We start from the raw sequence: 25,993 nt of genomic DNA on the forward strand, positions 1-25,993 counted from the left end.
TTCATCCAGGCGCATTTCATCAGCGAATGATGCCAAGCTGACCTTGCTCACTATCAGCGATGTGGAATCATATTACTCAGAATCGCTCATTCGAGCAGCCGAGCATACTATTCAGGGAACCCTATGCAATCTCTTACCCGCAATATCGCAGTGATGACGCTGGCTTCGATCCAGCTTCTCGGCCCAGCCCAGGCTGACGCACAGAGTGAACCCTATCAATGGGCCGATCAGTTCGTGTCCAATTTCGAACAATACTGCTTCAGCACCGACGCTGACTACCAGAGCGCCGTGTCAATTGCGGATGAGCGAGGCTTGGAACCAATTCCCGACTACCGGCTACCGGACCACATGCCGACTACACCCCCCAAGGAGGGAAGAGGCTACCAACTGGCTCTCGACGAGGAGGCTGAGGTCGACATGATATTGCTGACCGTGGCTGGTACCGATGCATGCACCATCAGCTCTTCAGGTATTGATCAAGGTCAAGTAATTGCCCTTATGAAGGAAAACTATAATCTCATGGAAGTAGAGCGTGCTGACTATCCTAGAGAGATTACTACGGTTTACGTTCCAGAAGGCACGACGGGTGAAATCAGAGAAGGTGAAGAGAAGGGTGTCGTGAACATTGTCATAAACATAGACCCTTTTTTCGAGGCCATAACCGTAACTTACTTGCCACCAAGGTCACTGAGAGAGCTATGGTCACAGCTACCAACCTCGGATGAATAGCTTGTCGATGCCTTTCAGGTTAAGTTCATGCCATTGGTTGATGGATGGAAACCAACAGTAAAAAAGGGCCCACTTTAGGGCCCTTGCGCCAACTCTAACAGTTTAACACTTGCTAAAATCAGTCCGATGTTGGCTTTATAAAGGAGGGAATACCTGTTTGCTTAACCTCGGTAGCTGCTAGCTCCATAAACACATCCGCTTCGTCTTCTACCTGCTCCGCTGGATCGCGCCGGTGAAGCTTCGGCGGCGGTGCCACCCAAGCCCTGAGCCGCTGGCCAACCTGCTGATAGAAATGCGGTACGGCTTTCTCCAGCTCTTCGATGAATATCTTGTTCCCGGCGAATCGGTGGCCAAGGTCCGCCATATAGAAGATTTCGAAAGCGCTAGGCACAACATCGGTCGCGGGTGACTCCAAGGAGGTTGCGTCTTCCAGCACACGCGCTAGCGGCTCTTGGGTTTCTTCAGCGCGCCCTGGCCGCAGCGCCTTGACGAACATGTTCTCCGTTTCCGCACGAGTGAGCTGCTTCGCCAACCAGTTCACCCTAGCTGAGCTGCGCTTCTTATCCTGAGGGGCGACTAGTCGCATGGAACAGACGATGGTTCGCTTGGTGAGATCTGCGGTTACGTTGAGATCCGCGGCGGCATCGGGTACTTCAAGGCAGCAACAAAGCACCTTTTGCTTGGCAAGCAGCTCACAGTCCTCCTTGAGCCGTACTACCGGATCGGTGCGATGCGTTCTAGGGAGCTTCAGCTTCACTGCCCTGCCTAACTGGCGGCTCATCACCAGACACAGATCGCGCTGTTCCTGGTGCCAACTCGATACTGTGTTCTCCACTTCCTCAGTATTCTTGCCCAGCACTGCGCCGCTCTTGACCTTGCCGACGACCTCTTTCCATTCCCTATTCATGCTGTCGAAGCGCGTAATTCCACTGGAATCGTGGCTCAAGTAGCGCAGCACTTCCTCCAGCAGAAAGCGTTGGTCAGGTGAGGCTATCTCGCCAGACTCCAGCAAGAGTGTCGCCTGGGTAACAGCGTACATCCAGGACCAGTGGTACAGCTCGATGCCCTTCAGCATCGACTTGGGCACCTTCACTGGGTGATGGGAAGGCATGGCCACGAATTGGTTGGTGATAGTGATGACGGCATCGACCTTGTGCCGTTTGGCCTGCAGCAGGTATTGCTTCAGCTGCTCTTCCCCCACCTCCGCGTTGCCGATCTTGGCCTCAATCAGAGCCGTCCAAGTCTTGCGGCCCGAACTCAGCACGATCAGACCATCCGGCCGGTCATTCTTGGCAGCGTCCGGCTCAGCTTCCAACACAATCTCCGTCCAGGCCCCCAATGCCGCGCGGCTGCCCACCCGCACACCCAGAGACGCCAGCATCTGCTGACGAAACTCATGCACTCCCCTCAGGGCGGCCAGCAAGACTGAAGCAGCGCGCTGCTCACGACTGGTATCAGCAACGACGGGTATAAGCCGGGCCACATCAGCCCGGTTGACGAAATCGGGACGCTCCATGATCTATCTCCTGCGTATTGTCATTGTTCTTTGGCGCCGCTGCGGCACAGCGTCTCTCTAGGAACTAGCTGTCATACCATATCCTCAAGCAGCTCAGCTCTTAGTGTGCCATCCCTCCTCCTACATTCAGCGTAGCCGCACTCATCTAGATTCACCATTTGGGCTCAACGATCGAAGAGACACAGGACCTTAGCGCGGCCCATCGAACGCCTTCTTCAAAACGAAACAGCCGTGTCAGAACCGCAGCATGAAGGGAGCGACGTCCTAAGCCGTCTTCAAGAAAGGACTTCCCCAAAGCGACAAAGAAGGAGCCTAGGAAAACGGCAGAAATAATGCTTAACTATAAGAAGCCCACGGAGGCATGTGTCAGGCGAATACCATCACTGTACACACCATCACTGTATACGCAGAAGGTGTGTTCACCGGACGGCTACCACTATCACTGCACACACCTTTTAAGGCGTAATGCCATTTTAACCAACCAGGCGAAACTATCGCTTAAGATATTGCCTATCTCAGGCTAGCCATTCAGTATTTTTTGCATTTCATTTTGATAAAATTCGTAATGCGGATGACCATCATCAAAAGTATTTTGAAAAGCCAAGACCAAGCCACTAAAAAAACCATCCTTTGATATTTTCTTTTTTGTATACTGCCCAAGCTTGTAATTGGCGAACTTTAAGCATCCCGAGAATAAAAAATGCCCTCTCATATAATCAAAACTCTTTCTCCCAAGCTCTTTTATTCTATTTTCAACATCCTCAAGAATATCATCCAATTCTTCGGAAGCACCACATCCTCTCAAATGGGCCTTGATTTTTTTTGAACATGGACTGTGAGAATCTTGCGCCTCCATGAATCTTGAGCAATTATCACCCATAATTAAAATACCACAACCTTTTCGCTCTTTTGCAGCCTCATATATCACCATCAACTCAAAAACCTCATTAAATCCATCCAACCATTCCCAAAACTCTCCATCTCTAACTTGACGAGCACCTAAACGACCATAGGTTTTAAGGACACGCATAATAGAAGATTCATACAAAAGAGTATTCTCTATCGAGTGACCATAAGTGTATAACACAGAACCAAGAGCTTCCGCTCCTTTAAAGTCCGTATAATCTCTATCTCTAGCAGCCAATGAGTTTATCTCACCTAATGACATTTTCTCAATCAGCTTTTCAAGCTCAGGAAGCCCACTTACCGCTTTGACCTTAACTTTTTCCATTTCAAACTTTTCCAGCATGGACTCCCAAAAAACCACATCATCCTCACCTTCCACATACAAAATTTTTTCTGCGCCATAAAACTGGCTAAGCACATTCAAAGCATCATTAGAATAATTCAAATTAGCCACGAGCAACATCCTTCATATCTGACAAGTTGTTCCCGTACTTTGACGCTACTTCTGGCGAGTGAGTGGCTGCTATTATTTGAGCATGTGGATTAATACGTTTTACGGCCGGCAAGATTTTGCTTTGCCACTCAATATGAAGAGAAAGCTCAGGCTCATCAGTTAAGTAAACATATGGCTCGCCTCGCTGCAACAACGTTTCAATCAATAAAATTAACAGCTGTTTCTCACCGGATGAAAGTTTATCGACAGGTATCTCTTCTTCTCTATTATTAGTTACTGCTATCTCCCCTGACTCAAGAGAAAAAGTTTTCTCCGGCATAAATTCTTTCAATATTGCAACAAAAAGATTAATTTGACTATAAATTCCATTAATTTCTTCTTCTGCTTTCAGAGAAAGATCCATAATTCTCTGTGTTCTTATATATGCTTCCAGTGCAGCAAAATTTATCTCGGCTATCTCATTATCTTTTTCGCTATTGAATTTATCGACGGCCTCGTCGATATTTGATATATGGAAGACTATTTTCTTACGAATATCTGAATCCATAACGCCAAGCCTAGTGTAAGCGCTAGTTAGCTTTGTTCTCTCGGCAGTCTTGTCAAAATTCTTTGGAATTAAAAAACTTTCTTCTTTAGACCCCGAGTACAATATTGACGCAAGCACTTCTTTTTGGAGCTTAGATGATATGGATCTTGCTTTTTGAGACAACTCAAACTGGTAATGTGTTAGCTCAGACGTCAGTTGTCCTAAACGAAAATCTACCGGGGAAATTATCCTTTTCCCAGACTTATCTTTTATCTCAAAGTCTTCGCCCCCTCTTAACCTGTATACAGATAGTGACGAAAGAGAAACGAGCCGAGCAAGTTCAGCCTTTACTTCCATGGCCTCTTCATAAGCCCTTTTCCGATAGTGGCTAAAAATTCTCCTATCGTCGTTAGGAAAGGCTCTGATTCTATATTTTTTTTGTGATATCTGATACTCCATTACGCTAAAAGGAAGACCAATATCGTCTATTTTTCTTACTTTTATTGTCTTGCTTCTGTTCTCAAATCCAAGCTTGATAACCACATCGTTAAAATCATTTTCAACCAACCCATCAAGATCTACAGAAAGTGACGAATGCAAAATGTTCATAAATGTTGTCTTGCCCGTGCCATTCCGCCCTATTATTATATTCACATTATCATTAAATTTACAGGCTGCACGCATTCTACCCCAAAACCCTTTTATCTCGACCTCTCTAATTTTATACACAACTTAGCTCCAACACTACTGTGATGTTTTTTCAGTTTTGAACAATACTGATTACACTAGAAGAAATAACGCTACCGCCCCGGGATGACATCGTTTCCCTGCGACAGCCCTGTCTGCGTTGTACTACCTGTTCTATCGGCAGTCGTCTCTGCGACCTTAACCTGAGTTAACCCAACCTTGTAACGAATTGCAAAGAAAAAGGGCCTACCTTTTGGTAGACCCTTGATCCCGGTCAGCTTAGCCGTGTCAGGCGTTCTGCCTAGGCGTGCCTCACTCCCACTCAATCGTCGCGGGCGGCTTGCTGCTCACGTCGTACGTCACGCGGGAGACGCCGCGGATCTCGTTGATGATGCGGTTGGAGACTTTCTCCAGCAGCTCATACGGCAGGTGGGCCCAGCGTGCGGTCATGAAGTCGATGGTTTCCACGGCGCGCAGGGCGATGACCCACTCGTAGCGTCGGCCGTCGCCGACCACGCCGACGGATTTGACCGGCAGGAATACGGCGAAGGCCTGGCTGGTCTTGTGGTACCAGTCGGCGTTGTGCAGTTCCTCGATGAAGATGGCGTCGGCTTCGCGCAGGATGTCGGCATACTCCTTCTTCACTTCGCCGAGAATGCGCACGCCCAGGCCCGGCCCCGGGAAGGGGTGGCGGTACACCATGTCGTAGGGCAGGCCGAGTTCCAGGCCGAGCTTGCGCACTTCGTCCTTGAACAGTTCGCGCAGCGGTTCGACCAGCTGCAGCTTCATGGTCTCGGGCAGGCCGCCGACGTTGTGGTGCGACTTGATCACGTGGGCCTTGCCGGTCTTGCTGGCGGCGGATTCGATCACGTCGGGGTAGATGGTGCCCTGGGCCAGGAAGTCGACGCCCTCGATCTTGCTGGCTTCTTCATCGAACACGTCGATGAAGGTGTTGCCGATGATCTTGCGCTTGGCTTCCGGGTCGTTCTCGCCTTCCAGCTTGCCGAGGAACAGCTCTTCGGCGTCCACGCGGATCACCTTCACGCCCATATGGCGGGCGAAGGTTTCCATCACCTGGTCGCCTTCGTTCTTGCGCAGCAGGCCGTTGTCGACGAATACGCAGGTGAGCTGGTCGCCGATGGCCTTGTGCAGCAGCGCCGCGACTACCGAAGAATCCACGCCGCCGGAGAGGCCGAGCAGCACGTGGCGGTCGCCCACCTGGTCGCGCACGCGGGCGATCTGGTCTTCGATGATGCGCGCCGGGGTCCACAGCTTTTCGGAGCCGCACACACCGACGACGAAGTGCTCGAGAATACGCTGGCCTTGCAGGGTGTGAGTCACCTCGGGGTGGAACTGCACGGCGTAGAAGCGCTTCTCCGGCCAGCTCATGGCGGCGATGGGGCAGCTGGGGGTGGATGCGGTGACGGTGAAGGCTTCCGGCGCGCGGGCCACCTTGTCGCCGTGGCTCATCCACACGTCGAGCAGCGCCTTGCCGTCGTGGTCCACGTGGTCCTTGATGTCGCGGAACAGCTCGTCGTCGCCGTCGATCTTGACCTGGGCGTAGCCGAACTCCTGCTTGTCGGAGCCCTCCACGGCGCCGCCGAGCTGTGCCGCCATGGTCTGCATGCCGTAGCAGATGCCCAGTACCGGCAGGCCCATCTCGAACACGCACTCGGGCGCACGGGGCGAGCCGGAGGCAACGGTGGATTCCGGGCCGCCGGAAAGAATGATGCCGTTGGGCGCGTACTCGCGGATCTCTTCCTCGGTGATGTCGAAGGCGCGCACTTCGGAGTACACACCGATCTCGCGCACGCGGCGGGCGATCAGCTGGGTGTACTGGGAGCCGAAGTCGAGGATGAGGATCTTGTGGGCGTGAATGTCGGTCATCTGGGCGTCTCTACTGGCAACGTATGGCGGCGGGGCAACATAAATAAGAACGAGCGGCGTTGCTGGCTGAGCGTCAGGCTAGGCGAAAACGGCCGAAGCAGCGGAGTTGACGTGGTTGTCAATGAGCATGCTGAGGCCGTTTTCAACAACGCATGGCGCCAGATCAGCGGCGCCGCTAGCCCGCCCGGTAGTTGGGCGCTTCTTTCGTGATCTGCACGTCATGCACATGGGATTCGGCGAAGCCGGCGCCGGTGATCTGCACGAACTCCGGCTTGGTGCGCATCTCCTGGATGTTGCTGCAGCCGGTGTAGCCCATGGAGGCGCGCAGGCCGCCCATCAGCTGGTGGACGATGGCGCTCATCACACCCTTGTAGGGCACGCGGCCTTCAATGCCTTCCGGTACCAGCTTCTCGGCGCCGGCGTCCTTGTCCTGGAAGTAGCGGTCGGCGCTGCCCTGGCTCTGGGCCATGGCGCCCATGGAACCCATGCCGCGGTAGGCCTTGTAGGTACGGCCCTGGAACAGCTCGACCTCGCCCGGGGCTTCCTCGGTGCCGGCCAGCAGGCCACCCACCATGATCGCGCTGGCGCCGGCGGCAATGGCCTTGGCCAGGTCGCCGGAGTAGCGCACGCCGCCATCGGCGATCAGCGGGATGTCGAACTCCTTGAGCGCTTCGGCGACGTTGGAAACCGCAGTGATCTGCGGCACGCCGACGCCTGCCACCACTCGAGTGGTGCAGATGGAGCCGGGGCCGATGCCGACCTTGACGCCATCGGCCCCGGCTTCGGCCAGCGCACGAGCGGCAGCGGCGGTGGCGATGTTGCCACCCACCACCTGGATCTGCGGGAAGTGCTCCTTGACCCAGGCCACGCGGTCGATCACGCCCTTGGAGTGGCCATGGGCGGTATCGACGATGATCACGTCGACCCCGGCTTCCACCAGCGCGGCCACGCGGTCCGGCGTTTCCGGCCCGGTGCCCACCGCGGCGCCAACCAACAGGCGGCCGTCGGCATCCTTGGCGGCGTTGGGGAAGGTGCGCGCCTTCTCGATGTCCTTGAAGGTGACCAGGCCGCGCAGGTGGAAATCGTTATCCACCACCAGCATCTTCTCGACCCGGTGTTCCTGCATCTTGCTCTTGATCAGGTCGAGCTCGGTGCCCTCGGGCACGGTGACCAGGCGCTCGCGCGGGGTCATGATGTCGGAAACGCTATCGCCCTGGTTGGGCTGGAAGCGCATGTCGCGCTCGGTCACGATCCCCACCAGGGTCTCGCCCTCCACCACCGGGAAGCCGGAGAAACCGTACTCCTCGGCCATGGAGAGCAGGTCCTCGAGCTTGGCCTTGGGCCCGACGGTCACCGGGTCCTTGACGATCACGCTCTCGTGCTTCTTGACCTTGCGCACCTCGGCCGCCTGGGCGGAGATGGCCATGTTCTTGTGGATGATGCCGATGCCGCCTTCCTGGGCCATGGCGATGGCCAGGCGGGCTTCGGTCACGGTATCCATGGCGGCGGAAACGAGGGGGATGTTGAGGTAAAGGTCGCGGGTCAGGCGGGTCCGCAGGCTGACGTCCTTGGGCAGGACTTCCGAGTAGCCGGGTACGAGTAATACGTCGTCGAACGTAAGAGCTTCTTGGGCCATACGTAGCATAGTCGGCAACACCCAGTGCTGGTGGGGGAGTGGGGAAAAGTTAATCGACCATTATAGCGCCCGGGCCGAGGGGCGAGCAATGCGATGCCTTCTTCGGGTTGGGGTTCGGCTGCAAGGCCCGGCCTTCGTCTTGGCTATCCGCTTTTTTTGCGTGGCACCAGACCGGGCCAGGCCTGGATTCCACCAAATCCTAATTACTCTTCGAAACAGTCCGAAACCTACTTTGACTTACAGCGGCAGTTGAGTGAACTAGCTTGAAGAAGTGCACGACGGGTCCAATCACGGAAACGGTCGACTCACGGAAAGGAGTGACGAGATGAATTGGGACCAGATCGAAGGCAAATGGAAGGAAATGAAGGGTAAGGCACGCACCAGCTGGGGCAAGCTTACCGATGATGAATTGGATCAGGTCGGCGGCAAGAAGGATCAGCTGGTCGGTAAGATCCAACAGCGCTATGGCCTGGAGCGCGAGGAGGCGGAACGCCAGGTCGACGACTGGGCCAAAGGGCTTTGACACCCGGCCCAGCGCCAGCAAGGAAAATCCAAGGTCTAAGGACAGGTCAAGGAGAGTAAACATGCAGAAGCGTGCACTGACTATCGCAATCGCAACCATCGCCGGTAGCCTCGCCCTCGGTACACAAGCCGTAGCACAGGACGAGGCACAGGGCCTCTATTCCGCCAATGACATCATTGGTGCCAATGTCTACCACGCCAACGACCCCGACGAGGAAGTCGGTAGCGTCGAGAACATCCTGTTGGATGACCAGGGCCAGGTAAGCGCTCTGATCGTTAACGCCGGTGGCCTGTGGGGCATTGGTGGCGATGAAGTGGTCGTCGGCATCGAACATTTCAGCATGGAAACCGAGCGTGACGACGACGGCATCTTCGGTCAGGACGACGTGACCCATCGTATTCTGGTCGATGCTTCCGAGGATGAGCTCGAGAGCTTCCCCGAATATGACGAGCAGTGGTTCAACGACGAGCGTGAGCGCCGCGCCGGCGAGCATGATGGCGACGGTGTCTGGCAGACTACTGGCACCGGAGCCGCCTTCCGCGATGGTGAAGCCGACGGCGATACCGTGGGTGCCACCGATGGCGTCAACGACGGCGACGACGCCGAATACACCGACGACGACATCGAGGACGATTTCGACTAAGCGACAAGCTTGAAGTGTCCCTCCCATGATGTATTTGCGCCGGGCCTTGCCCGGCGCTTTTTTCGTTTCCGGCCTGCGCTCATTCGGCATGATAGAGTTGGGCTTTTAGGAATCGCCGTTTCATGTTCCCATCCCAGCCTTCCACCAGCGATACCGCCCTTTCCGTCAGCGAAGTGAACCGCCGTGCCCGGCTGCTGCTCGAGCAGGGCTTCGGTGAAGTGTGGGTCGAGGGAGAGCTTTCCGGCGTATCGCGGCCCTCTTCAGGGCATGTCTATTTCACGCTCAAGGATGCTTCTGCACAGCTGCGCTGTGCGCTGTTTCGCAATCGCGCCCGCTTCGTGGCCGCCCCCATGCGCGACGGCGACCGGGTACGAGTACGCGGACGGGTGTCGCTGTTCGAACCGCGCGGCGACTATCAGCTGATTGCCGAAGCGGTGCAGCCTGCCGGAGAAGGCGAGCTGCTGATCGCGCTGGAACGGCTCAAGCAGCGGCTCGCCGCCGAAGGTGTATTCGCCAACGCGCGGCCCCTGCCCTGCCCGCCCCGCCATCTGCTGGTGCTGACTTCACCCACCGGCGCGGCGATACGCGACGTGCTGGCGGTGCTCAAGGCGCGCTGGCCACTGGCCCAGGTCACGCTGATCGCCGTTCCCGTGCAGGGCCGTGAGGCTGCTCCGGCGCTGATCGCTGCGCTGGGGCTGCTCAACCGCCAGCAGGCGCTGGATCCGAGCCGCGACGTAGTGCTGATCACCCGCGGCGGCGGCAGCCTGGAAGACCTGTGGGCCTTCAACGACGAGCATCTGGCACGCGCCATCTTTCATTCGCGGCTGCCGGTAATGTCGGCGGTGGGCCATGAGGTCGATACCACCCTCTCGGATCTCGCCGCCGATCTGCGCGCGCCTACCCCCTCCGCTGCCGCCGAGATGCTGGTGCCGGATGGGCGCGACCTGCAGCGCCGCCTGGCCGGCCTGGAGCGCCAGCTCGCGCGCTGCGCCCAGGCGCGGCTGGAGCGCGAAGCCCAGCGGCTGGATCACTTGCGCGCCCGGCTGCGTCACCCCGGCGAGGTGCTGGCTCAGAAGCGCAGCACCCTTGGCGAGCTGGAAGCCAGGTTGCAACGCGCCATGCATACCCGGCTCACCACCGAGAAACAGCAGCTGGGATATGTAGAGCGAAGAATGAGCGCCTGCCACCCGCGGCGCGGGGTCGAGCAGGCCGGGGAAAGGCTGGCACGCGCCCGGGCAGGACTCGAACAGGCCATGCAGCGCGACGTATCACGCCAGCGCGAACGCCTGGCCGGCCTGGCACGGCAGCTACAGGCGGTAAGCCCGCTGGCGGTGCTGGGGCGTGGCTACGCCATTCTGCAGGACGACGAAGGCAAGGTGATACGGCGCGCGACCGACACCCAGCCCGGCCAGGCGCTGACCGCTCGCCTAGGCGAGGGAAGATTGAGCGTCGAGGTGAAGCGTCGCCTCAAATGAAAAGAGCGCCTATGACAGGCGCTCTGGAGGTAAGCCGGGCTGGCGTCACTCGGGCTTGAAGGTGCTCGGTTCCAGCTCGTGGCGGCTGAGCAGCTTGTAGAAGTCGGTGCGGTTGCGCCCGGCGATGCGCGCCGCCTGGGTCACGTTGCCCTCGGTGATCTTGAGCACCTTGACCAGGTAGCTGCGTTCGAAGCCGGCGCGGGCATCGTTGAAGGTCGGCAGCGCGCAGTCCTCCGCCGCCAGGGCCTGGGCCACCAGGGCCTCGGGGATCATCGGCGAGCGGGTCAGCGCCACGCACTGCTCCACCACGTTGACCAGCTGGCGTACGTTGCCGGGCCAGGCACTGGTGGCCAACAGGTTGAGCGCTTCCGGCGAGAACCCCTTGACGAACGGCTTGTGGCGCTCCGCGGCCTGGGCCACCAGATGGCGCGCCAGCAGCGGCACGTCCTCGGCGCGATCCTTCAGCGCCGGTAGCTTCAGATTGACCACGTTGAGGCGGTAGAAGAAATCCTCGCGGAACTCGCCCTGATGCATCGCCTGGCTGAGGTCTCGGTGGGTGGCGGAGAGGATGCGCACGTTGACCGGGAGCGACTGGGTCGAACCCAACTGACGGATCTGGCGCTCCTGCAGCGCGCGCAGCAGCTTGACCTGCAGCGGTAACGGCATGTCGCCGATCTCGTCGAGGAACAGGGTGCCACCCTCGGCAGCCTGGAACAGGCCCTTGTGGTCGCTGACGGCACCGGTGAAGGCACCCTTGGCGTGGCCGAACAGTTCGCTCTCGAGCAGTTGCTCGGGCAATGCGCCGCAGTTGATCGCCACGAACGGGTGATTGGCCCTCGGGCTGGCATCGTGAATGGCTCGGGCCAGCAACTCCTTGCCCGAACCGGAGGGGCCGGTGATCAGCACGCTGACATCCGACGCGGCCACCATGCGCGCCTGCTCCAGCACCCGCTCCATCTCGGGGCTGCGGGTAATGATGCTGGCCCGCCAGGCCTCGCTGTCACTGTTGCTGCCGGTGGGCATGTGAGTCAGCGCTTCGTCGATGGCGCTGAACAGCTCATCGCGGTCCACCGGCTTGGTGAGAAAGCTGAACACGCCCTGCTGGGTAGCATTGACGGCATCGGGAATGGAGCCGTGTGCGGTCAGGATGATCACCGGCAGCCCCGGCACCTCGCGCTGTATCGCCTGGAACAGCGCCATGCCATCCATTTCGTCCATGCGCAGGTCGGAAAGCACGATGTCGGGCCGCTCGGCTTCCAGCTTGCGCAGTGCTTCGGGGCCGCTCTCGGCCGTGGTTACCCGGTAGCCACGGCTTTCCAGGCGCATGCCGAGCAGACGCAACAAGCTGACGTCGTCGTCGACCAGCAAAACGTGGGCGTTGCCTGCCTTCGCACCCGACGTGCGAGCCGCCGGCCTGCGAGCCTCATTCTTGCGCGTGTCGGTCAATCGAGCCGCTTCCATCACGTCTATCTCCCTTTGGTTGCTCGATCGCCCCTCAGGGCGATTGCTGGCGCAGGTTCATGTTCTGCTCGATGGCCGTCAGCGCTTCGAGCTTTTCGGAGAGCTCGGCATTCGCGCGCTGCAACGACGTCAACTGAGCACGTGCATTCGTGCTCTGGTTGGCCAGCGAACGCCGACCTTCCAGTTCGTTGCGCCAATAGAGCAGCAACGGTTGCAGGTCGGCCGGTGCGGCATGCGTATGCGCCTGGTAGAGCTCCGCTGCCTGACGCCATTCCCGCTCACTGCCCCAGGAGAGCGCCACGGCGCGTGCCAGCTCGCGCTCGGCCTCGCTCCTGCCAGGGGCGGTTTCGATCTCATCCAGCGCCTGACGGCGCCACTCTCCATCTCCGCGCTGCGAAGCCAGGCCGAAGGCCACCCAACTGGGCAGCAGGCAGGCCTCGTTCTCGAACGTCGGATCCGCTGCGCGGCAGGCGACCGCCTGCGGGGCGTCTTCCGGTTCCGTGCCGAGCATGGCGTTCTCGGGCAGGTATTGGCAGCCGCTCAGCAGCAGGGCCAGCCCACCGGCATAAAAGGCCTTTCTTGCACAGCCAATGATTCTTACCGCCATCTCTCCTCGCTCCTTGCGTTGAGGCCCACTTGAAAGGGCTCTATATTATTATTTTCTTTAGTAAGAGGAATCGCCTGATAGGGCAGCGTCAGGCGGAAACATACATCGAATTCACGATCGTCGATCAGCGCCAGGCTGCCGCTCTGGATGCGCGCGCAGTCGGCCGCCACCGAGAGCCCGATTCCCGAGCCCTTGAGTGGCCCCTTGCGACGCGAACGCCCTTGGTAGAAAGGTTCGAACAGCCGCGTGCGGTCATGCTCGGCAATCGGCTCACCGCTGTTGGCCACGTCGAGAATCAGGTGGTCCCGCCCGGCATGCGCGCGAATTACCAGGTCGCCGCCATCTTCGCCGTAGGCAATGGCGTTGGAGACCAGGTTGTCGAGGATGCGCTCCATGGCGGTACGGTCCACCACCCACTCCAGCGGGCCATCGAAGGCGATTATCTGCATGCCCTTGTGCTCCAGCGCCAGCCGGTGCTTGGACAGGATGGTCTTCACCAGCGTGGCCAGGTCCAGCCACTCGAGGATGATGCGCTGGTTGTGCTGCAACAGATTATAGTCGAGCAGCTGTTCGATGAGCCGCTGCAGTTCACGGCCGCTGGCATCGATCAACGATAGAATCTCGCGCTGGCGAGGCGTCATCTCGCCGGCCACGCCGTCGGCCAGCAGTGCCGAGCCCTCGCGTACGCTGGCAAGCGGGGTCTTGAGCTCGTGCGACATGTGGCGCAGGAACTGCTGCTTCTGCGCCTCGAGATCGCTGAGCCGGGTCGACAGCCAGTCGAGCCGGTCGCCGAGCTGCACCAGTTCGGCGGGGCCCTGGATGGTGTCGCGGTCGTTGGTTTCCACGCCGCTGCCAATGCTGAGGATACGGCGCTCGAGCTGGCGCACCGGGCGAATGATCAGCCAGCTGAACAGCAGCATGAGCAGCAGGCTGGAAGACACCAGCGCCGTGGTCTGCAGCCATAACCGCGACTGCACGTCCTCCGCTCGCGCGCTGATCATTTCAATGCTGGCATCGATCTGGCGATTGGTGGCCCGGCGCATCGCCTCGGTATGCTCGGCGAAGGGGGCGAACAGCGCCAGCCATACCTCCAGCGCCTCGGCTTCCAGTTCCGGCAGCTGCGAAAGCAACAGCAACTGCTCTTCCAGGGCCACGACGTCCGGGTCGTTCGGCAGGAAACGGCGCTGCTGCGCCAGCAGCTCCTGGAATTCACCGTGACGCTCGGCATAGAGTTCGAGCAGGCTCTCCTGCTCCAGCACCGCATACTGGCGCGCGCTGCGCTCCATCTCGACGGCCAGGTTCCCCAGCACCCGCGCGCGCCGGCTCTCTTCCACCGCCTGGCGGGCACTGACATCCGCCAGGCGAGACAGTTCGGACAAGGCTTGACCGGCCTGGTACATCAGGATTCCCAACGGCAGCATCACTACCAGGAATGCCAGCAGCACGAGCTGCAGCAATGAGCGTGGACGCCAACGGCGCGAGACCCGTTTGGTCATGACCAATGTTCTATTCAGGAGAGGATATGAAACCACCATGGCACGTTCCTGAAGGATAACAGAGTTCTGCGCTCGGCTACTGCCCCGCCACCGGCCCTGCCGGAAAAAAAAAGGCCGGCAGATTGCCGGCCCAATACGCAGGGAACTGAAGGGGTTGAAAATATAGGCATCGGTCGCCTGGTCGAGCCATGTCCATACTTTCAGCGGACCCGAGGGTCCCGAAGCCCCACTACCGACTCTCATGCTACCAGGAGCCGTCGGTACGGGCAGGCGGCGAACCGCCTTGCTTCGTTCCTTGTCACCATCGCTACGTGAAACTCGTCAGCGCTGGTGCGAAATTCGATCCCCCGAAGGGGAGAGGCATCCTTGCCGGGGCATCCTTGCCCTTCTGGTACCATTCCTTGCCTGACTCGGCGGTACCCGTCTCATCGCAACCTAAGTTACACATCGCGGAGCGAACGTTTATCGTCGTGATGCCCGGGTCGCACAGGGCATGGGGGGGTGGTGTTTCCCGAGCCTCCCGACGATCCGAAGTGATTCGAGCCGTTTGAATCACTTCATCGTTGCTCACCCTGTACATTGCCAGTTGCGTGCCATGAATCCTTATAGCTGATAAAAAACAATAGCTTAAAACTGCACAATAGTTGGCACGCCGTCACCGGACGGCAAAATCGAGATAAAAAGCGAATTGCAGGGCCGCATTTCGTCACCGTTTGGAGACACCATTCCGAGCAAGCCCAGATAAATTCATTAAAAACAAAAGCTTATCTTGTTGCCCATTTGAGACAAGAATTCGAGTGGCGTTGCCCCAAAGCGACAGCCGCCGCCCGAAACGCAATTTCCAGGCGGCGGCAAGGCTTTGCACAGGGCCAGCGATCAGGCCTTGGCGAGAGCGAGCAGGTTTTTACGAAAGCGCCTTGACGAGGATTTTCGACTTGCGGGCGTGGTTGTAGGTGTCGCGCCTGAGCGTGGGCAACGACTCGATGTCGGAGGCGCGGAAGCCGTGCTCGACGAACCAGTGCGCAGTGTGGGTAGTGAGCACGAACAGCGCGCCGAGCCCGAGCCGCCGCGCGCGACGCTCGATGCCCGAAAGCAGCAGTGCGCCCCGCGCCCCGCCACGGTAATCGACGTGGATGGCCAGGCAGGCCAGCTCGCCCATCTCGGCTTCGGCGAAGCGGTGAAGCGCCGCGCAGCCGATGATCATGCCGTCGCGCTCGATCACCAGGTAGTCGTCGATCTCGTGCTCGAGGCGCTCGCGCGAGCGCGGCACCAGCATGCCGCGCCGCTCGAGCGGTTCCAGCAGCTCCAGCAGGCCGCCGATGTCACCGAGTTCGGCCGGGCGCAGCTGTTCGTAGCGGTGCCGGGTGATCATGGTGCCCACCCCGTCGCGGGTGAACAGCTCGCCCAGCAGGGCATCGTGGTCGTGCCACGAGAGCAGGTGCGTGCGGGCCACGCCGTGGCGTGCCGCGGCACAGGCTGCAGCGATATGGCGCGCCTGCTCGCTGCCCGGCTCGATCTGGTTCAGCAGCGGTTCGGCTTCGTCGGGGGTGAGCTGACGCTGCATGGCGCCGTTCTCGTCGTAGAGCCCGGCGGCTTCGCCCAGCAGGATCAGCTTGTCGGCGGCCAGCGCCATGGCCGCATGCTGGGCCACCTCGGCGGCATCCAGGTCGAATACCTCACCGGTACTGGAGAAGCCCAGTGGCGGCAGCAGCACCAGCGAGCCGCGGTCGAGCAGCCCCTGAACGGCCGAGACCCGCACCCGGCGCACCTCGCCGCTGTGGTCGTAGTCGACGCCCTGGCGCACACCCAGCGGCTTGGCCATCACCAGGTTGCCGGATACCGCGGTCAGCTCAACGCCGTGCAGCGGCGTGTTGGGCAGCCCCAGCGACAGCCGCGCCTCGAGCCACAGGCGCTGCTCGGCGGCCACCCGCTCGACACAGGCCATGATCGCTTCGTCGGCGACCCAGCGCCCTTCGTGGCGCTGCGGCTCGATTCCCGCCTCGGCGAGCGCCTGGTCCACCTGGGGCCGAATACCGAACACCACCACCAGCCGCACCCCAAGGGTATGCAGCAACGCCAGGTCCTGGATCAGTTGCTCGCCTCGGCCTCGCGCCATGGCCTCGCCCTCGATCAGGATCACGAAGGTTCGGCCCCGATGCGCATTGATATAGGGGGAGGAATTGCGGAACCAGTCGACGAAGGGGAAACGAGTGTCCAAGGCCGCTCTCCGGCAGCAGGTGGGAGAAAAGGTGTATCGACTTCGACTATATCAGAGCGACGAAAACGGCGGCACCACTTGGGTGCCGCCGCTACCGGTCTAGCCTGCCGCAGGCCCTGAAGGATGTCTCTTCAACCGAAGATCCATTTGAACATGAAGAAGAACATGATCGCCAGGCCTGCACCGGCCGGCAGGGTGATCAGCCAGGACATGACGATGGTGCCGATCACGCGCAGGTTGAGCGCCGCCATGCCACGGGCCAGGCCCACGCCGAGCACGGCCCCGACCAGGGTGTGGGTGGTGGAGATCGGCAGCCCGGTGCCCGAGGCCAGCACCACGGTGGTGGCGGCGGCCAGGGTGGCGGCGAAGCCGCGGCTGGGTGTCAGCTCGGTGATACCGGTGCCCACGGTGGCGATCACCTTGTGGCCGTAGGTGACCAGGCCGGCGACGATGCCGCCACCGCCGAGAATCAGCACCCACCAGGGCACCAGCGCCGCGGCATCGATCACGCCGTCGCTGCGCACCACGCTGATCACCGCCGCCAAGGGGCCGACGGCGTTGGCCACGTCGTTGGAGCCGTGGGCGAAGGCCATGGCGCAGGCGGTGAAGATCATCAGCACGCCGAATACACGCTCTACGCTGCCGTAGCCGAACTGGTCGCCGATGCGTCGTTCGCCCTTGACGCGGTTCTCCATGACGATGCCGATGCCCATCACGCCGATGCCCAGCAGCACCGAGAGCAGGAAGCTCTGGCCGAAGGTGAAGTCCAGTCCTACGTGGGTCAGGCCCTTGGTCAGGGTCACCATGGCAACGATGAAACCGACCAGGAAGATGTAGAACGGTACGGTGCGCTTGGCGGCGGCGAAGGGGTCCTTGGCTTCGAAGATCAGGTACTGCACCGACTTGAACAGCAGGAAGGAGATGGTGCCGGCCAGCAACGGCGAGACCACCCAGCTCGAGGCGATGGTACCGACCCGGTTCCAGGCTACCGCCTCCATGCCCAGGCCCACCGCGCCGAAACCGACGATGGCACCGACGATGGAGTGGGTGGTGGAGACCGGCCAGCCCTTGGCCGAGGCAATCATGAGCCAGATGCCCGCCGCCAACAGGGCGGAGAGCATGCCGTAGACGAGTAGCTGTGGGTTGGCTTGCAGCAGTACCGGGTCGACGATGCCACCGCGGATGGTGGCGGTGACTTCGCCACCGGCCAGCCAGGCGCCGAGGAATTCGAAGATCACGGCGATGATGATCGCCTGCTTGATGGTGATGGCCTTGGAGCCCACCGAGGTGCCCATGGCGTTGGCGACGTCGTTGGCGCCAACGCCCCAGGCCATGAAGAAGCCGAAGAGACAGGCCAGGATGATGAAGATTTCACCATGCTGCACAATGATCGACATAGGGGTGGTTCCTATGTGGCTGTCGGGTTATGGGCACATCGCCCCGGGATTGCCGGTCGCGGTGTCCTACCGGGCAGTGAGAATCTGCAGGCGGCTGCCGACACGTTCGGCGCGGTCGGAGAGTTCGCCGACCCAGTCGATGATCTTGTAGAGGAAGACCACGTCCACCGGCTTGAGCTGATCCTCGAGATCGAAGAGCAGGCGCCGGATGGCGATCTGCTGGTTGTCGGCCTGCTGCTCGAGGATGTGCAGCTCGCGAATCATGTTGAGCATCACGTCCGAAGCATGGCGGCCGAAGCCCGACTCGAGCAGGTCCTGGAGTTCCTCCAGGGCCTGCCGCGCCTGGGCCACGCAGGCTACGGCGGTCTGCATGTAGTCGCGCATGGGCGGCGCCAGCTCGGTGGGTACCTGCATGCGGCGGCCAAGCATGATGCCGGTGATGTCGCGTACCTTGTTGGCGATCTTGTCCTGCACGGTGATCAGATCGAGCAGGTCGGTGCGTGAAACGGGCAGGAACAGCGTGTTGGGCAGGTTGAGGCGAAGCTCGGTCTTGAGGTTGTCGGCCTCGTGTTCCAGTTGCGTGATGCCTTCGCGGATCTTGGCAGCCTCGTCCCAGTCGCAGACAAGCGATGCCTCGAAGAACGGCAGCAATTGGTCGGCACACTCGTTGGCCTTGGCGATATGGGCCAGTAGCGGCTGAAACGGCGAACGGCCGAACATCGCCGAAAAGGGGTTGGGTTTGACCATGGCATGGGGTGCGCTTGTGAAATGGCGGCGCCAGTATAAAGAATGGCACCCTGTCACGTCATGGAAATATTAGGCGACAGAGCGGGAACGGAATGAGCCACGAGATCGAGATGAAGCTGGCGCTGGGTGAGAAAGGGCCGGAAAGGCTGCTGCAACACCCCCTTCTGCGCGCCGGGGTGGACGGCGCCCAGCGCCTGGCCAACACCTACTATGACACGCCGGACGGCGTGCTGGAGGCCGCGCGCATGGCACTGCGCCTGCGCCGCTGCGACGACAGCTGGGTACAGACCCTGAAGACCAGCGGCGAAGGCAGCGGTGGCTACAGCCGGCGCCGTGAATGGGAGTGGCCGGTAGCAGGCGGCAGCCTCGACCGTGCCGGGCTTGCCGAGCTAGTGCCCTTCGCCGAGCTAGGCGCGGAGGTACTGGCGCGGCTGGAACCGCGCTTCAGTACCGACTTCGAGCGACGCCTGTGGCGTCTGGAACTGGCCGAAGCCACCATCGAGGTAGCGCTGGACCAGGGTGAAATTCGCGCCGCCGGCCGGCGCGTGCCGATCTGCGAACTGGAGCTCGAACTCAAGGATGGCGACCCGCAGGCACTATGGAGCCTGGCACTGGCCTTCGCCGAGACGGTGCCCCTGCGCCCCGCCGATGCCAGCAAGGCCGCCCGCGGCAGCGCCCTGCTCAACGCCCGCTGGGCACCGGCGGAAGGCAATGGAGCGAGCCAGCGCCTGCACCGCGCCATGCTGGCCCTGGATGCCCTGGCCGATAGCGGCGACGATACTTGGCGGGACGTGGCCAGAGAGGCCTTGAACGCACTGGCGGCCAGTGGCCATGGCGAGGCAGGCCGGCTTGCCGCCATGCTGGAGAACCGCGACTGGCTCAGCGTCGATTTCGGCCGTACGGCGCTGCAGCTGGCGCATCGTCTGGCATCGTGAGACGGCACGACAATCAAGGAAGACACGCCCATGAGCGAAGGCAAGACAGGAAGCAACCACATGACCGAGCCATTCCGGCCAGCCGGCAAAGGGCTGCGCACACGCCTGTTCCAGATCACCTTCGAGTCGGATACGCCGCTGGCCAAGGGCTTCGACATCGCGCTGATCGTGGCGATCCTGGCCAGCGTATTGGTGGTGATGCTCGACAGCGTTGCCGCCTGGCATGCTGCCTATGGGGAACTCTTCTATTGGCTGGAGTGGGGCTTCACCATCCTCTTCACCATCGAGCTGGGACTGCGCATCTACTGCTTGGAAAAACCGTGGCGCTATCTACGCAGCTTCTACGGCATCGTCGATATCCTGGCCGTACTGCCTACCTGGCTGATGCTGATCCTGCCCGGCACCCAGACGCTGGTGATCGTGCGCCTGCTGCGTGTGCTGCGTATTTTCCGCGTATTGCGCCTGATGCAATTCGTCGGCGAAAGCCGCCTGCTGCTGGATGCGCTGAAGCGTAGCATTCGCCAGATCTTCTTGTTCTTCTTTGCCATCTTCATGCTGGTGATCATTTTCGCCACGGTGATGTACATGATCGAATCACCTGAAGACGGCTTCACCAGCATTCCCATGTCGATCTACTGGGCCGTCGTCAGCCTGACCACGGTGGGCTATGGTGACATCGTGCCGATGACCTCGTTAGGCAAGTCGATTACGATCATGCTGATGCTGATCGGTTATTCGATCATCGCCGTGCCAACCGGGGTATTCTCGGCCGAGGTGATTCGCTCGATTCGCGCCGATCGCTATTCCGACCAGGCCTGCCCCGGCTGTGGCCACGATCAGCATGAGAAGCGTGCACGCTACTGCCTCAAGTGCGGCACCTGGCTCGACGAGGAAACCCGCGACCCCAACGCCCCCTGAGTCATCGCCTGGCCACATTCCATGCAGCGAAACGCTCGCCATGAAGCGAAGCGCCCGGCCTGAGGGCCGGGCGCGCATCGCAGCTTCGAAGACGCTTACTCAGTCACGAAGGGGGCGTCCCATGCCTCCAGCTCGGCCTTGCGCCAGGTACCGTAGGTGGCGTTGGGGAAGAGGATCCAGTCGTGGCCGAAACGCTCGGCGTTCGCCTCCACCTGGGCGTGCTGCTCGTCCAGCGGCACGCTGCTGACGAACGCCTCGGAGAAATCATGCAGGGTATCGCCGAGCTGCATGACCAGGGTGTAGTCGCCTTCCACCTTGGCACGACGCTCCTGCTTGGGCGGCCCCAGCAGCAACACGCTCTCTTCCGAGACCTGCGGCAGGCCGAGCCTTTCCAGGGTGGCCAGGGTATCGGCCTTGTTCTCCTGGTAGCGGTCGGAGACGTAGAAGATGGCCACCCCCTGGGCATCGGCATACTCGAGGAAGTCCAGCGCTCCCGGAATCATTCTCGGCGTGCCTTCGCGCTCCCAGTGCAGCCAGGTGTCCCAGGCGGTGTAGTCATGACACTTCTGCATGTCGCGCACGAGCAGAGCGGAATTGTCGATCAGGGTCTCATCCACGTCGCTGATGATCGCCAGGTTGGCATCGTCGCCGTGTCGCTCGATGGCCTGCTCGAGGCGCAGGGTGGCCAGGGCGAACCCTTGGCGCTGCAGAGCCGCGACCTCTGCAGACTGCTGCTGATAGCGCAGCCCCATGGCATAGGCCTCCTGGGAACAGAGTTCGGCCTCCTGCCGTTCGCCGGACTCGGCGTGGGAATGGGTGGTGAAAGCCGCAGCCGCCAGGCCGGTGAGTAGTACTGTCGTCAGACGGGGATGATTCACTGTTGAGGACTCCGCTCAATTATTAGTTGGAATTATCAGACTTACGGAGTCGATCATATTTTATATTGATTGAACATTCAAAATAACTACAGCCCCACGACACCAGAACGACGATGCCCGGCGCAGGCCGGGCATCGAACAGCAGCAGAGCGTATGTGGATCAGCTTCGAAACGGCGCCAGGTCGCCGCGCCCTTCGCGCACGATGGTCGGCGGCAGCTCGCGCAGGTCGACCACGCTGGTGGGCTCCAGGTGACAGGCGCCACCGTCGATGATCACATCCAGGTGGGCGTCGTAGCGATCGCGGATCTCCTCCGGGTCGGTCATCGGCAGCTCCTCGCCCACCGGGATCAGCGTCACGCTCATCAGCGGCTCACCCAGCGCTTCGAGCAGGGCGTGGGTAATGCGGTGGTCGGGCACGCGCACGCCGATGGAGCGCCGCTTGGGGTGCAACAGCAGGCGTGGCACCTCGGAGGTGGCATTGAGGATGAAGGTGTAAGCCCCCGGGGTATTGGCCTTGAGCAGGCGGAACACGCTGTTGTCGACCTTGGCATAGGTACCGATATCGGAGAGGTCTGAGCACACCAGGGTGAAGTTGTGCTTGTCATCCAGCGAGCGCAGCCACTTGATCTTCTCGATCGCCTTCTTGTCGCCCAGATGGCAGCCCAGGGCATAGCCGGAGTCGGTGGGATAGGCGATCACCCCGCCCTGGCGAACGATCTGTACTGCCTGGTCGATCAGGCGCTTCTGCGGGTTTTCCGGGTGGATCTGGAGATACTGGCTCATGGTCGTGTTCCCTGACGTTTCGATTTCTCGCTGCCCACTATAGCGCGCCGGGGTCGGCCGCGTCGCAGCCCGCCGCAACGAAGCCGGCAAGCCGCGGGTGGGTCCACACCGGCGGTACCGCGGTGCGTGGCGGCGGGCTCATGCTGCCCGGGGCCAGGTGGCCACCGGGAAAATGGAAGTCGCTGCCGAGCGAGGCATACAGCTCCCGCTCGGCCAGTTGGCGGGCCAGGTCGCGGGTGACGTCGGCATTCTGGAAGCCGCTGATCAGCTCGGCGGCCTGACCGCCGGCCGCAACGAAGTCATCCAGCAGCTGTCCCCGCTTGCGCCGGGTCAGCCCGTAGCGCAACGGATGTGCCAGCACCGCCACGCCGCCCGCCTCGACTATCCAGCCCACTACCTCGGCCAGGGCCGGCCAGTGCGCCTTGATATCGCCCGCCTTGCCGCTGCCCAGGTGCTTGCGAAACGCGGTGGCCACGTCGGGTACCACTCCCGCCGCCACCAACGCCCGGGCGAAATCGGGCCGCCCCAGGGGGCGATAGGGCCCGGCCTGCTCACGGGCCTTGGCCAGGGCGTCGTCGAGCCCGATCTTCTCCATGCGTTCGGCGATCACCGCGGCGCGCGCTTCACGTGCCCGGGCCTGCGCCTCGAGTCCTTCGCCGAGCACCCCACGGGCGCCCTGCGGCAACAGCCCCACCACATGGATGCCGACGCCCTGCCAGCGGGTCGAAAGCTCCGCCGCCGGCAGCAGGCATACGCCCAGGCGTTGCGCCGCCTCACTGGCCTCGGCCACGCCGGCCACGGTGTCGTGGTCGGTCAACGCCATCAGCGTCACGCCACGTTCGGCGCACAGGGCAACGACCTCGGCGGGTGCCAGGGTGCCATCCGAAGCGGTGGAGTGCATGTGCAGGTCGACCCCGAGGGGTCCGGGGTCGCCGGCAAAATGCTCGGGCAAGGGGGGCTGTGGCATGACGCAGGCAGGCAACTTTGTCAAAATGGTGGCCCAATGGTGCGCGCCCGACGACGGTCGGTCAACGCGCGGTTGGAGTCCGCGGTGATACCGCGCTTGCCCGAGGAACGTTGCGATGCTGTACGCAATCATCAGTGAAGACGTGAAGAACAGCCTGGAGCGCCGCCTGGCCGCCCGCCCCGACCACCTGGCGCGCCTGGAGAAGCTGCGCGACGAGGGTCGTCTGGTGATGGCCGGTCCGCATCCCGCCGTGGATGCCGAGAACCCCGGCGATGCCGGTTTCAGCGGCAGCCTGGTGGTCGCCGAGTTCGACAGTCTCGAGATCGCCCGGGCCTGGGCCGACGCCGATCCCTACATGATCGCCGGGGTCTACGCCAAGGTGACCGTCAAGCCGTTCAAGAAAGTGCTGCCCTGAGTTCCCCCTCCGGCCGTCCCCGGCGAGCCCGATTATCCACAGGAGTTTTGCTCACAGCTTCTGTGGATAACGTTGTTGAAACGCCGCGGATGGCTTGCTAGATGCGCCACGCCATGCCGCTGTGGAGCCATCGTTCATTTTTTGAGCAGTCGCGCCAGGTTCTGGAGATGCCCGTGTCCGTTTCCCCCCTTCCACCGCTGGCCGGCCTGGAGCCCGCCCGCCTCGACTGGCGCTGCGACGATACCGGCGAGAGCGCCCCGCTCTCGACACAGTTCGACGACGTCTACTTCTCGCGTCACGACGGCCGGGCGGAAACCGAACACGTCTTCGTGCAGGGCAACGACCTGCCGCGGCGCCTTGCCGACTGGCAAGCCCAGCGCCCCTTCGTGATCGGCGAGACCGGTTTCGGCACCGGGCTCAACATGCTCTGCGCCTGGGCCTGTTTCGATGCGCACGCCCCGGCTGGAGCGCGGCTGCACCTTGTCTCCACCGAACGTTATCCGCTGCGCCGGGAAGACCTGGCCCAGGCGCTTGCGGCCTGGCCGGACCTGACCAAGCGTGCCGAACGGCTGTTGGGCCAGTGGCCCGAGCCGGTGGCCGGCGTGCACCGGCTATGGCTCGACGAGCGGGTGACGCTGGATCTGCACTTCGGCGACGCCGCCGAGCGCCTCGCACTGCTCGAGGGCCGGGTGGATGCCTGGTTCCTGGATGGCTTTGCCCCAGCCAAGAACCCCGAGATGTGGCGCCCCGAGCTGTTCGCTGCCATGGCCGCCTGCTCGCGCCCAGGGGCAACCTTTGCCACCTTCACCTGTGCCGGCGTGGTCAAGCGTGGGTTGGCCGAGGCCGGGTTCGCCTGGCGCAAGGTACCTGGATTCGGGCGCAAGCGCGAAATGCTCGCCGGCGAGATCGCCTCGCCACCCGCCGACATCCGCCGCGCGCGCACTCCCTGGTTCAGCCCGCCGACGCCGCAACCGCCGCGCCACGTGGCGGTGATAGGCGCCGGAATCGCCGGTGCCAGCACCGCAGCAGCCTTGGCCCGGCGCGGCATCGCCGTCACCCTGATCGACCGCTTCGATCGCGCCGAGCTGGGTACCACGCACCTGCAGGGGGCGCTCTACGTCAAGCTGGCGGTAGAAACCAACCTGCAGAGCCGTGCCTACCTGGCCGGCCTGCTCCACAGCCGGCGCTGGCTGGCCCAGCTCGACCCGGAGCAGTCGCTGTGGCGCCCCAGCGGCGTACTGCAGCTGGCCCTGAGCGAGCAGGAGCAGGCGCGCCAGGCACGCTTCCTGGACAACCACCCGTTGCCTGAGAGCGTAGTGCGCGGGGTCGACGCCGAGGCGGCCAGCGCCGCCGCCGGCATTCGCCTCGAGGCGCCGGCGCTGGACTACCCCGGTGCCGCCTGGGTCAAGCCGCTGGAGCTGTGCGTGAAGCTCGCCGGCACCCCCGGCGTCAGCTTCCGCCGCGGCGAGGTAGCGTCGCTGGCCGCAAGCGAGGCCGGCTGGACCCTGGCCCTGGCCGATGGGGAGACCATCGCGGCCGATCAGGTGGTTATCGCGACCGCCAGCGAGGCCGCCCGGTTCTCCCAGACCCAGGCCCTGCCCGTGCAGCCGGTGCGCGGCCAGGTCAGCCAATTGAAGCTACCCGATGGCGCTCCTGCCTTGGGGCGGGTGGTATGCGCCGGCGGCTACGTACCGCCGGCAGCGGATGGCGTACTCAACTTCGGCGCCACCTATGGCCCGGGCGATACCGATATGGCCGAGCGTGAGGGCGACCACACCGCCAACCTGGCGGAACTCGAACGCGGCCTGCCTCACTTCGTGGCGGTGCTGCGCGAGGCCGGCGTCGACCTCTCGCCCGAGCGACTCACCGGCCGCGTAGGCGTACGCGCGGCCAGCCCCGACAAGACGCCCTACTGCGGCCCGGTGCCCGACGCCGGCGCCTGGCACGAGGACTATGCCGCCCTGGCCAAGGACGCCTCCCGGGTGCCGGACGTTCCCGGACGCCATCACCCAGGCCTGTGGATCAGCGCCGCCCACGGCTCCCGCGGCATGGCCAGCGCACCGCTGTGCGCCGAGCTGATCGCCTCGCGCATCTGCGACGAACCGCTGCCGCTGGAGTGGCCGCTGGTGGATCACCTGCATCCGGGGCGGCGTGTGATCCGCGACCTGATCAGGAACCGTTGACCGTT

The 25,993-nt window shown here is 61.7% G+C and carries 22 protein-coding genes; 8 read left to right on the plus strand and 14 right to left on the minus strand.

Features of this window, described 5'->3' with window-relative positions; translation table 11 throughout:
• Positions 1-123: 123 nt before the first annotated feature.
• Positions 124-729: a hypothetical protein gene (locus tag SPH52_RS02380; protein WP_411793398.1), complete on the plus strand. Its 606-nt coding sequence runs from the start codon at positions 124-126 to the stop codon at positions 727-729.
• A 118-nt stretch (positions 730-847) separates the two neighbouring features.
• On the opposite strand, the gene SPH52_RS02385 is transcribed toward SPH52_RS02380, so the two are convergent.
• The 5 genes from SPH52_RS02385 to guaB all read right to left on the minus strand — a co-directional run bounded on the left by SPH52_RS02385 (position 848) and on the right by guaB (position 8,350).
• Complete coding sequence (locus SPH52_RS02385) at positions 848-2,245, minus strand: hypothetical protein (RefSeq protein WP_411793399.1); 1,398 nt, start codon at positions 2,243-2,245, stop codon at positions 848-850.
• 520 nt (positions 2,246-2,765) lie between these two features.
• The gene (locus SPH52_RS02390) at positions 2,766-3,605 is read right to left on the minus strand and encodes a DUF4435 domain-containing protein (RefSeq protein ID WP_411793400.1); all 840 of its coding nucleotides are present in this window, start codon (positions 3,603-3,605) and stop codon (positions 2,766-2,768) included.
• On the minus strand, positions 3,598-4,860 hold the full coding sequence (locus SPH52_RS02395; protein WP_411793401.1) for an AAA family ATPase: 1,263 nt from the start codon (positions 4,858-4,860) through the stop codon (positions 3,598-3,600). Before SPH52_RS02395 ends, SPH52_RS02390 begins: the two co-directional genes overlap by 8 nt.
• Positions 4,861-5,130: 270 nt before the next feature.
• Entirely contained in the window at positions 5,131-6,705 is a 1,575-nt protein-coding gene (gene guaA / locus SPH52_RS02400) for a glutamine-hydrolyzing GMP synthase (protein ID WP_411793402.1), read from the minus strand.
• Between the two features lie 175 nt (positions 6,706-6,880).
• Complete coding sequence (guaB, locus tag SPH52_RS02405) at positions 6,881-8,350, minus strand: IMP dehydrogenase (protein WP_411793403.1); 1,470 nt, start codon at positions 8,348-8,350, stop codon at positions 6,881-6,883.
• Between the two features lie 316 nt (positions 8,351-8,666).
• Between guaB and SPH52_RS02410 the strand changes: the two genes are divergently transcribed.
• The 3 genes from SPH52_RS02410 to xseA all read left to right on the plus strand — a co-directional run bounded on the left by SPH52_RS02410 (position 8,667) and on the right by xseA (position 10,982).
• Positions 8,667-8,864, plus strand: coding sequence for a CsbD family protein (locus tag SPH52_RS02410; protein WP_411793404.1), 198 nt, complete (start codon positions 8,667-8,669; stop codon positions 8,862-8,864).
• A gap of 61 nt (positions 8,865-8,925) precedes the next feature.
• Entirely contained in the window at positions 8,926-9,507 is a 582-nt protein-coding gene (locus SPH52_RS02415) for a PRC-barrel domain-containing protein (protein WP_411793405.1), read from the plus strand.
• Between the two features lie 122 nt (positions 9,508-9,629).
• Positions 9,630-10,982: an exodeoxyribonuclease VII large subunit gene (gene xseA, locus SPH52_RS02420; RefSeq protein ID WP_411793406.1), complete on the plus strand. Its 1,353-nt coding sequence runs from the start codon at positions 9,630-9,632 to the stop codon at positions 10,980-10,982.
• Positions 10,983-11,027: 45 nt separating this feature from the next.
• Here xseA and glrR read toward each other — a convergent pair whose 3' ends face one another.
• From glrR to SPH52_RS02450, 6 genes are all read right to left on the minus strand, one after another.
• Complete coding sequence (gene glrR / locus SPH52_RS02425) at positions 11,028-12,443, minus strand: two-component system response regulator GlrR (RefSeq protein WP_411793597.1); 1,416 nt, start codon at positions 12,441-12,443, stop codon at positions 11,028-11,030.
• Positions 12,444-12,477: 34 nt separating this feature from the next.
• Positions 12,478-13,050 carry a hypothetical protein gene (locus SPH52_RS02430; RefSeq protein ID WP_411793407.1) on the minus strand — a complete coding sequence of 191 codons (573 nt, stop codon included), beginning with the start codon at positions 13,048-13,050 and terminating at the stop codon, positions 12,478-12,480.
• Positions 13,041-14,546: a sensor histidine kinase gene (locus tag SPH52_RS02435; protein ID WP_411793408.1), complete on the minus strand. Its 1,506-nt coding sequence runs from the start codon at positions 14,544-14,546 to the stop codon at positions 13,041-13,043. The genes SPH52_RS02430 and SPH52_RS02435 overlap by 10 nt, the downstream gene beginning before the upstream one ends.
• Before the next feature lie 904 nt (positions 14,547-15,450).
• A complete protein-coding gene (gene argA / locus SPH52_RS02440; protein WP_411793409.1) occupies positions 15,451-16,764 on the minus strand; it encodes an amino-acid N-acetyltransferase in 1,314 nt (437 codons plus the stop codon).
• Positions 16,765-16,895: 131 nt separating this feature from the next.
• The gene (locus tag SPH52_RS02445) at positions 16,896-18,161 is read right to left on the minus strand and encodes an inorganic phosphate transporter (protein ID WP_411793410.1); all 1,266 of its coding nucleotides are present in this window, start codon (positions 18,159-18,161) and stop codon (positions 16,896-16,898) included.
• A gap of 66 nt (positions 18,162-18,227) precedes the next feature.
• Positions 18,228-18,908 (minus strand): TIGR00153 family protein, encoded by a 681-nt coding sequence (locus SPH52_RS02450; RefSeq protein ID WP_411793411.1) that lies wholly within the window; start codon positions 18,906-18,908, stop codon positions 18,228-18,230.
• A gap of 92 nt (positions 18,909-19,000) precedes the next feature.
• On the opposite strand from SPH52_RS02450, the gene SPH52_RS02455 reads away from it, so the two are divergent.
• Together SPH52_RS02455 and SPH52_RS02460 are read left to right on the plus strand one after the other, a co-directional pair.
• Complete coding sequence (locus SPH52_RS02455; protein WP_411793412.1) at positions 19,001-19,843, plus strand: CYTH domain-containing protein; 843 nt, start codon at positions 19,001-19,003, stop codon at positions 19,841-19,843.
• 60 nt (positions 19,844-19,903) lie between these two features.
• Positions 19,904-20,761 (plus strand): ion transporter, encoded by an 858-nt coding sequence (locus SPH52_RS02460; RefSeq protein ID WP_411793413.1) that lies wholly within the window; start codon positions 19,904-19,906, stop codon positions 20,759-20,761.
• Between the two features lie 95 nt (positions 20,762-20,856).
• Here the strand turns inward: SPH52_RS02460 and SPH52_RS02465 are convergent, their stop codons facing one another.
• The 3 genes from SPH52_RS02465 to SPH52_RS02475 form a co-directional block, all read right to left on the minus strand.
• Positions 20,857-21,600, minus strand: coding sequence for a 5'-nucleotidase, lipoprotein e(P4) family (locus tag SPH52_RS02465; protein WP_411793598.1), 744 nt, complete (start codon positions 21,598-21,600; stop codon positions 20,857-20,859).
• A 199-nt stretch (positions 21,601-21,799) separates the two neighbouring features.
• Entirely contained in the window at positions 21,800-22,423 is a 624-nt protein-coding gene (locus tag SPH52_RS02470; protein WP_411793414.1) for an L-threonylcarbamoyladenylate synthase, read from the minus strand.
• Positions 22,424-22,460: 37 nt separating this feature from the next.
• Entirely contained in the window at positions 22,461-23,390 is a 930-nt protein-coding gene (locus tag SPH52_RS02475) for a PHP domain-containing protein (protein WP_411793415.1), read from the minus strand.
• Between the two features lie 115 nt (positions 23,391-23,505).
• Here SPH52_RS02475 and SPH52_RS02480 point away from each other — a divergent pair, with 115 nt between their 5' ends.
• A complete protein-coding gene (locus SPH52_RS02480) occupies positions 23,506-23,805 on the plus strand; it encodes a YciI family protein (RefSeq protein ID WP_411793416.1) in 300 nt (99 codons plus the stop codon).
• A gap of 167 nt (positions 23,806-23,972) precedes the next feature.
• Entirely contained in the window at positions 23,973-25,988 is a 2,016-nt protein-coding gene (mnmC, locus tag SPH52_RS02485; protein WP_411793417.1) for a bifunctional tRNA (5-methylaminomethyl-2-thiouridine)(34)-methyltransferase MnmD/FAD-dependent 5-carboxymethylaminomethyl-2-thiouridine(34) oxidoreductase MnmC, read from the plus strand.
• The last annotated feature ends 5 nt before the right edge of the window (positions 25,989-25,993 follow it).

The organism is Halomonas sp. A29, from assembly GCF_046723295.1.
Classification (GTDB): Bacteria; Pseudomonadota; Gammaproteobacteria; order Pseudomonadales; family Halomonadaceae; genus Halomonas.